Annotated in this window: 9 protein-coding genes; 5 read left to right on the forward strand and 4 right to left on the reverse strand. The window is 71.6% G+C overall.

All coding sequences use genetic code 11. The features are described from left to right. Both ACTIFU_RS21235 and ACTIFU_RS21240 read left to right on the forward strand, forming a co-directional pair. Nucleotides 1-645 (forward strand): creatininase family protein (locus ACTIFU_RS21235; RefSeq protein ID WP_439580320.1); only part of this gene is annotated, 645 nt, incomplete at its 5' end. Continuing rightward, complete coding sequence (locus ACTIFU_RS21240) at nucleotides 642-1,925, forward strand: MFS transporter (RefSeq protein ID WP_439580321.1); 1,284 nt, start codon at nucleotides 642-644, stop codon at nucleotides 1,923-1,925. The genes ACTIFU_RS21235 and ACTIFU_RS21240, both read left to right, overlap by 4 nt. Here ACTIFU_RS21240 and ACTIFU_RS21245 read toward each other — a convergent pair. Then, nucleotides 1,855-3,276 (reverse strand): amidase, encoded by a 1,422-nt coding sequence (locus ACTIFU_RS21245; protein ID WP_439580322.1) that lies wholly within the window; start codon nucleotides 3,274-3,276, stop codon nucleotides 1,855-1,857. The two genes, ACTIFU_RS21240 and ACTIFU_RS21245, sit on opposite strands and share 71 nt — an antisense overlap. 80 nt (nucleotides 3,277-3,356) lie before the next feature. Between ACTIFU_RS21245 and ACTIFU_RS21250 the strand changes: the two genes are divergently transcribed. The 3 genes from ACTIFU_RS21250 to ACTIFU_RS21260 are packed head-to-tail and all read left to right on the forward strand — an operon-like array spanning nucleotide 3,357 to nucleotide 5,889. Next, nucleotides 3,357-5,171 (forward strand): thiamine pyrophosphate-dependent enzyme, encoded by a 1,815-nt coding sequence (locus tag ACTIFU_RS21250; RefSeq protein ID WP_439580323.1) that lies wholly within the window; start codon nucleotides 3,357-3,359, stop codon nucleotides 5,169-5,171. Then, nucleotides 5,171-5,443, forward strand: a complete 273-nt coding sequence (locus tag ACTIFU_RS21255) for a DUF3303 domain-containing protein (protein WP_439580324.1) — start codon at nucleotides 5,171-5,173, stop codon at nucleotides 5,441-5,443. Before ACTIFU_RS21250 ends, ACTIFU_RS21255 begins: the two co-directional genes overlap by 1 nt. After that, a complete protein-coding gene (locus ACTIFU_RS21260) occupies nucleotides 5,440-5,889 on the forward strand; it encodes a GNAT family N-acetyltransferase (protein ID WP_439580325.1) in 450 nt (149 codons plus the stop codon). The genes ACTIFU_RS21255 and ACTIFU_RS21260 overlap by 4 nt, the downstream gene beginning before the upstream one ends. On the opposite strand, the gene ACTIFU_RS21265 is transcribed toward ACTIFU_RS21260, so the two are convergent. The 3 genes from ACTIFU_RS21265 to ACTIFU_RS21275 form a co-directional block, all read right to left on the reverse strand. Then, nucleotides 5,878-6,399, reverse strand: coding sequence for a chromate transporter (locus tag ACTIFU_RS21265; RefSeq protein ID WP_439580326.1), 522 nt, complete (start codon nucleotides 6,397-6,399; stop codon nucleotides 5,878-5,880). The genes ACTIFU_RS21260 and ACTIFU_RS21265 overlap by 12 nt on opposite strands. After that, a complete protein-coding gene (locus ACTIFU_RS21270; protein ID WP_439580327.1) occupies nucleotides 6,396-6,953 on the reverse strand; it encodes a chromate transporter in 558 nt (185 codons plus the stop codon). Before ACTIFU_RS21270 ends, ACTIFU_RS21265 begins: the two co-directional genes overlap by 4 nt. 7 nt (nucleotides 6,954-6,960) lie before the next feature. Further along, nucleotides 6,961-7,398: gamma-glutamyltransferase (locus ACTIFU_RS21275; RefSeq protein ID WP_439580328.1), on the reverse strand; the 438-nt coding region annotated here is incomplete at its 5' end.

The following is a 7,398-nucleotide window of genomic DNA, read 5'->3' on the forward strand; positions in this document are numbered from 1 at the left end:
GGGCTGATGGGCACGGACGCGATCTGCGCCGAGGCGGTGTCGAACGGCGTCGGCGAGGCGACGGGCGCGATGGTCGGACCGGTGATCAGCATCGGCATGGCGCAGCACCATCTCGCCTTCGCGGGCTCGATCACCATGCGGCCCTCGACGATGATCGCCTTCATCGGCGACTACGTGTTCTCGCTCGCCCGCCACGGCTTCCGCCGCTTCATGTTCATCAACGGCCATGGCGGCAACATCGCGCCGACCTCGACCGCGTTCAGCGAGATCTACGCTGCTACCTCGCTCGATCCGTCGGGCACGGTACCGCGGCTGCGCTGCACGCTGCGCAACTGGTTCGACGGACCCGAGGTCGCGCGGCTCTCGAAGGAGTTCTACGGCGACAGGCTCGGCACGCATGCGACCGCGGCCGAGGTGGCGCTCACCCAGCATCTGCACCCGGAGGCGATCAAGCGCGTCGAGATGCCGCCCGTGGTGCCGACGCGGCGGCGCTTCACGGATGCGCTCGACCTGCGCGAACTGCATCCCGACGGCCGGATCGGCAGCGACCCGGGCCTCGCCACGCCGGAGCACGGACGCGCGCTCTACGAGGCGGCGGTGAAGGAGTGTGCCGTGGCCTGGACCGCGTTCATGGACGAGGCGTGAGCGCGGACGCGCCCGAAAGCATCGGCCGGCTGTTCCGCCGCATCTCGCTGCCGCTGGCGGCGGGCGCGGCGCTCAATCAGCTCAACCGCGCGATCACCGCGGTGATCGCGCCCGACATCGCGGACGTGTTCGCGCTTTCCGCAGCCGATCTCGGCTTCCTCGGCGCGGTGTTCTTCGCCGCCTACGGCATCGCGCAGCTTCCCGTGGGTGCTGCGCTGGACCGGTATGGGCCAAGGCGCGTGCAGGCGGCGCTGATGCTCGCGATCGCCGCGGGCGCGCTGGTGTTCGCCGCCTCCGGCGGCCTCGGCCTGCTGGTGGTCGGCCGGGTGCTGCTGGGCGTCGGCGTCTCGGCCGCGCTGATGGCGCAGCTCAAGGCCACGCGCGAGTGGTTCCCCGCATCGAAGGTCGCGGCGGTCGCGGGCTGGTGCGTCGGGCTCTCGGCACTCGGCGGCGTGGTCGCGACCGTGCCGGCGGAGGCGCTGCGCGCGCTGGTCGGCTGGCGCGGCGTGTTCGTGGTGAACGCACTGATCGCGCTCGCCGCCGGATGGTGGATCTGGCGCTCGGTGCCGGAGACGCTCGCGCAGCGGTCGACCGGGGGGCTCGCCGAGGAAATCCGCGTGGTCGGCCGGATCATGGTCCACCCGTCGCTCATCCGGCTCATGCCGGTGCTGGGCGTCATGTCGGCGCTGAACTTCACCTGGCAGGGCCTGTGGGCGGGTCCGTGGCTGCGCGATGTCGCCGGCCTCGATGCGATCGCTCGGGCGCAGGTGCTGCTGGTCTACGCGCTCGGCCTGACGGTCGGATCGTTCTTCTCGGGCAGCGTCCAGGCCGCGCTGGTGCGGCGCGGCGCGCATCCGCTGGCGCTGATCGTCGGTTGCACGGTGGCGCTGCTCGTGCTGCACGTCCTGCTGATCATGCGCGTGCTCGCCGACGTCCCGTGGCTCTGGTTCCTCTGGCCGTTCTTCGCCTCGCCGGGCCCGGTGGGCTATACGCTCGTCTCCGCGCGCTTCCCGGCGCACATGACCGGCCGTGTCTCGACGACCATGAACGGGCTGATGCTCGTGCTCGTGTTCATCTCCCAGCACGGCATCGGGCTGATCCTAGATCTCTGGCCGCGGACAGAGGCGGGCGGGTGGGACCCGCGCGGCTACGACGCGGCGATCGCCGTCTCCGCCGCGATCCAGGCGGCGAGCCTGATCTGGCTGTTCGTCAGGCGCGAGGCGGCGTCGGACGGCGGCGATGCCAGTCCGTCACCGACTGGAACGCCGCACCCAGCCTGAACAGCGTGCCCTCGTCGAACGGGCGGCCGACGATCTGGTGGCCGATCGGCAGGCCGTTGGTGTCGAGCCCGCACGGCAGCGCGAGCGCGGGCAGGCCGAGATAGTTGATCGCCGGGGTGTGGCGCATCATCGCCGCGATCAGCCGGCCGCGCGCGGGCGCGCCCCAGTCGGTCTCCTCGAGCGTCGGTACCGGGATCGGCAGGATCGGCAGCAGCAGCGCGTCACAGCGCGTGAACACCTCGGCGCAGAACGCGTCGATGGATGCCGGCCGCCCGGCCACCGCATCCGCATAGTCGGCGGGCGCGATCTGCCGTCCCTTGCGCAGCGAGATGGCGGTCACCGGGGTGAGGTCCTGCTCACGCTCCTCCAGCCAGTGACCCTGCGTCTCTGCCGCCTCGGCCAGCAGCACGGTGACGGCGAGCGCATGCGCGGCGACGAGGTCGGGGGGGAGCAGCTCGACCACGCGCACGCCGGCGTCGCGCCATGCCGCGACCGTGGCAGCGAGCGCCGAGGCAACCGCCGCTTCGACCCCCTCGACGAGCACGCCAGGAATCACGCCGATGGTCAGTCCTTCGGCACCGGCATCGAGCGCCGCCATCCAGCCGGGCGCCGGGCGCGGATCGCTGTGCGGGTCGGCGGGGTCGGGTCCCGCGATCGCGGCGAGCACGAGCGCGCAGTCGCGCGCGCTGCGGGCGATCGGGCCGATCGTGTCGAGACTGGTGCAGAGTCCCATCGTTCCGGCGCGCGAGACGCGTCCGAGCGTCGGCTTGATCCCGGTCACGCCGCAGCACGAGGCCGGGAAGCGGATCGAGCCGCCGGTATCGGAGCCGAGCGCGGCGAACACCGCGCCGGATGCGACGATGGCCCCCGAGCCCGAAGACGACCCGCCCGGCACACAGGCCGGGTTCCAGGGATTGCGCACATGGCCTGTGTGGGTGTTGTGCCCGGTCGGGTTGTAGGCCAGCTCGGCCATGTTCAGCGCGCCGCAATCGACCGCGCCGGCGGCATCGAGGCGCGTCAGGACGGTCGCCGTGACGGCAGGGACGTGATCGGCGAGAACGGCGCTGCCGCAGGCGGCACGGCGCCCGGCGCGATACATCATGTCCTTGTGCGCCATCGGCACACCCGCGAGCGACCCGACCTCGCGCCCCGCTGCGATCGCGGCATCCACGGCATCCGCCATGCGCAGCGCGCGTTCTGGTTCGATCGCCGCGGCTGCATTGGTGTGCGGTTGCCAGATCCGCAGCGCGTGGAGAGCCGCCTCGGCAAGCGCGCGCGCGGTGATGTCGCGGCGGCGCACGGCATCGCGCGCCTCGCTCAGCGTCATCGCGCCGATGGTCACCGCGTCCATGCCGGCCCCCGCTGTTCGCATCCCACCGATGACACTATAAGGGGAGGCACGACAGCAACGTCACCGGGGATCATCACACCATGGCGCATCTCGAGGCGAAGCCCGCTGGCGGGACGCACGCGACGGTCCGGCACCAGGGACGGCAGGGCGGACGTGTGCTGGCGGATGCGCTGCGCACCCAGGGTGCGACGCACGTGTTCCAGGTGGCGGGCGAGAGCTTTCTTGGCCTGCTTGACGGGCTCTACGAGAACCGCAGCGCGATCCGAACCATCACCTGCCGCTTCGAGGGCGCGGCGGTGAACATGGCAGAAGCCCACGGCAAGCTGACGGGCCGCCCGGGCGTCGCGATCGTCACGCGCGGCCCGGGCGCGTGCCACGGCTCGATCGGCGTGCACATCGCGCAGCAGGACTCCACCCCGCTCGTGCTGCTGGTCGGCCAGATCCCGCGCGGCGACACCGATCGCGACGCGTTCCAGGAGGTGGACTATCGCCGCTTCTTCGGCGGCATGGCGAAGTGGGTGACGCAGATCGACGACGCCGCGCGCATCCCCGAGCTGGTTGCGCACGCGTTCCAGGTCGCGGTGTCCGGCCGTCCCGGCCCCGTGGTGGTCGCGATCCCCGAGGACATGCAGACCGACATGGTCGAGGTGGCCGACGGCAAGCGCCACGTCGTGCCGCGCGCGCTGCCCGATCCCGCGCTGATGGCCGAGCTGCACCGGATGCTCGGGCGCGCGCGCAAGCCGCTGGTCATCCTCGGCAACGGTGCGGCGTGGACCGATCAGGGGCGGGCGGATCTGCGCGCCTGGATCACCGCCAACGACCTGCCCGCCGCGGTCGGGTTCCGCCGCCAGTCGGTGTTCGACAACCACCTGCCGCAATACATCGGCGATCTCGGCAATGGCGGCGATCCGGCGCTGTTCGCCGCCGCCAAGGAGGCGGACCTCGTCATCTCGGTCGGCTCGCGGCTTGGCGAGCCGGTGACGCAGGGTTACTCGGTGTTCACGCCGCCCTTGATCGGCGTGCCGTTCGTGCACGTGATGCCGGAGGGGTCCGAGCTCGGCCGCGTCTATCAAGCGGATCTCGCGATCCAGGCCGACCTCAGCGCCTTCGCCGCGGCTGCCGCGGCGCTGCCGCCGCTCGACCCGCCCTGGCGGGCATGGACCAGGAAGCTGCGCGCGCAACGACTGAAGTGGTCCACCGAGGTGCCCGAGTACGAGGGGCCGCTGAACGTCGCCGCGGCGATGCGCGAGCTCGAGGCGATGCTGCCCGAGGATGCGATCGTCACCACCGATGCGGGCAACTTCTCGGCCTGGGGTGCGCGCTTCATCAACTATCGCGGCGGTCAGCACCTGCTCGGTCCGTGCTGCGGGTCGATGGGCTATTCGGTGCCGGCGGGGATTGCGGCCAAGCTTATCTACCCGGAACGGACCGTGATCAGCATGACCGGCGACGGCTCGATGATGATGACCGGCCAGGAGATCGCCACGGCCTTCCATCACGGCGTCAATCCGCTGGTGATGGTGTTCAACAACTCGATGTACGGCACCATCCGCATGCATCAGGAGCGCGACTATCCCGGCCGCGTCTCCGGCACGGCGCTGACCAACCCGGACTTCGCGAAGTTCATCGACGCCTATGGCGGCCACGGCGAGGTGGTGCAGGCGACCGAGGAGTTCCGCCCGGCGGTCGAGCGCGCGCTCGCCTCAGGCAAGCCGTCGCTTGTTGAGCTGCGTATCAATCCGGACCAGGTGACGACACGCACCACGATCTCGGCGATGCGCGCGGCCGCGGGGATCAAGGCGAAGCCGCCGGCGAAGAAGGACACGGTCAAGCCCGCTGCCTCGGCTCGCTCGCGCGCGACGGCGAAGAAGCCGGCCGGGAAGCCGAAGCGCTGATGCGGTTCATGGTGGTGGAGCGGTTCCGCAACCGCGACGCCAAGGCGGTGTACCGCCGCTTCCGCGAGCAGGGGCGGGGCATGCCCGAGGGGCTCCGCTATGTCGGGAGCTGGATCGAGGCGAATCTCGACCGCTGCTTCCAGCTGATGGAGTGCGACGACGCGCGGCTGTTGCAGCAATGGGTCGCGCACTGGGGCGACCTGATCGAGTTCGAGATCGTGCCCGTCGTGCCCTCGGCCGAGACGCGCGAGGCGATCGAGCCGTATCTGTGATCCTGCGTCCGGGGCGCGCCGACGACGCGGATGCCCTCGGGGCCGTGTTTCTCGCGGCGCGGGCGGATGCGCGATTCCTTCCGCCGCTCGCGCATCCGGTCGAAACCCTGGTGCCGTTCCTCCGCGACCGCGTGCTGCCGCGCTGCCGCATTCGCGTCGCGGCGGACGCTGGGCGCGCAGTCGGCTTCTTGGCCCTGCACGACGGCTGGGTCGAGCATCTCTACGTCATTCCGGAGGCTCATCGTCGTGGCGTTGGTCGCACACTGCTCGATGATGCCAAGGCGGCGTCGCCGGAAGGGCTGACGCTGTGGTGCTTCCAGCGCAATATCCCGGCGCTTGCGTTCTACGCCGCGCAGGGCTTCGTCGAGGTGGAACGCACAGGCGGCGCCGGCAATGAGGAGCGCGAGCCGGATGTGCGGCTGGTCTGGCGCCCGCTACATCGCTGAGGCAGCACCGATCGCCGCGCCGCCGAGCAGCAGCAGCAGCGGGTGCGCGCGCGTCGTGCCGTGCAGCACGGCGGCCGCGGCAACGACGCCGACCACCAGCATCCCCGCGCCGAGGCTCACCGAGATCAGCACGCCGGCCGACACCACCAGCCCGACCGAAACCGGCAGCAGCGCGCCCCGGATGGCCGCCTGGCGCGCCGGCGGCAGCCACGCCGCCCAGCGGCGGAAGGCGAACACGGCGATCACGCTGGTGGGGCCCACGAAGGCGAGCATGGTGAGCAGCCCTCCGATCCAGCCGGTGAGCGCCCAGCCCATCAGCCCGATCAGCATCGCGTTGGGCCCTGGCGCTGCCTGGCTGATCGCGTAGAGCTCGGCAAAGCGTTCCGGCGTCAGCCAGCCGCGCGTCTCCACGGCGATGCGGTACACCTCAGGAATGATCGCCACCGCGCCGCCGACCGCGAGCAGGGAGAGGCCGAGCGCGGTGAGCACGAGCTGGAGCAGCAGGCTCATGTCAGCCCGCCACGGCGGAACACGCCGTGCACGAGTAGCGTCAGGGGCAGTGCGACCAGCAGCACCGCGAGCAGCGGCAGGCGCAGCACGGCGATCGCGACGAACATCGCCGCTGCTACCGCGAGGCTGGGGATGAGCGTGCGCATCGGCTTGGCCATGCGCCACGCGGTGCCGATCAGCAGCCCGGCCGCGGCGGCCGCCATGCCGAGCAGCGCCGACTGCACCTGCGGCAGTGTCGCGGCCGCGCCGATCAGGCTCGCGAGCGCCATCGCGATCAGCATCGGCACCACGACCATGCCGGCGACGGAGGCGGCCGCACCGGCCCATCCGGCATGACGGTCGCCGAACGCGGCCGAGACGTTGATCACGTTCGGCCCCGGCAGGATCTGGCCGAGCGCCAGCAGCTCGGCGAACTCGGCCTCGGTCAGCAGGCGGCGGCGTTCGATCAGCTCGCGCCGAGCGAAGGGCAGCGTGCCGCCGAAGCCCTGCACGGCGATCGTCACCCAGAGCAGGAACAGCGCGAGCGGCGCGAGCCTCTGCGTCTGCTCCGTCACGCGCGGCTCAGCGCCCGACCGCGTAGCCCTGCATGCCGCGCGGATTTGCCCCCGCCTTGAGCACGCCATCCTCGCTGCGCGCCGCCGACAGCCTTCCCTCGCTCCACGGCCCGCCGACCTCCACCGCATGGCCGCGCGCACGCAGCTCGCCCGCGACCGTCTCGCCGAAGCGTTCCTCGATCACCACGCGGCCGGGGCGTGCCGGGCGCGGCCAGAACGACGACGGCCAGTGCTCGCTATGGAACCCGGGCGCGTCGATCGCCTGCTGGATGTTGAGCCCGTGATGGACCATGCGCAGCAGCATGGCGAGCGACCACTGGTCCTGCTGCTCGCCGCCCGGCGTGCCATAGGCCATCCACGGCCTGCCATCCTTCAGCGCCATCGAGGGCGACAGCGTGGTGCGCGGGCGCTTGCGGGGTGCCAATCCGTTCGGGTGGTCCTCGCG

Origin of the sequence: Elioraea sp. (genome assembly GCF_051860475.1) — a bacterium.
Lineage (GTDB): Bacteria > Pseudomonadota > Alphaproteobacteria > Acetobacterales > Acetobacteraceae > Elioraea.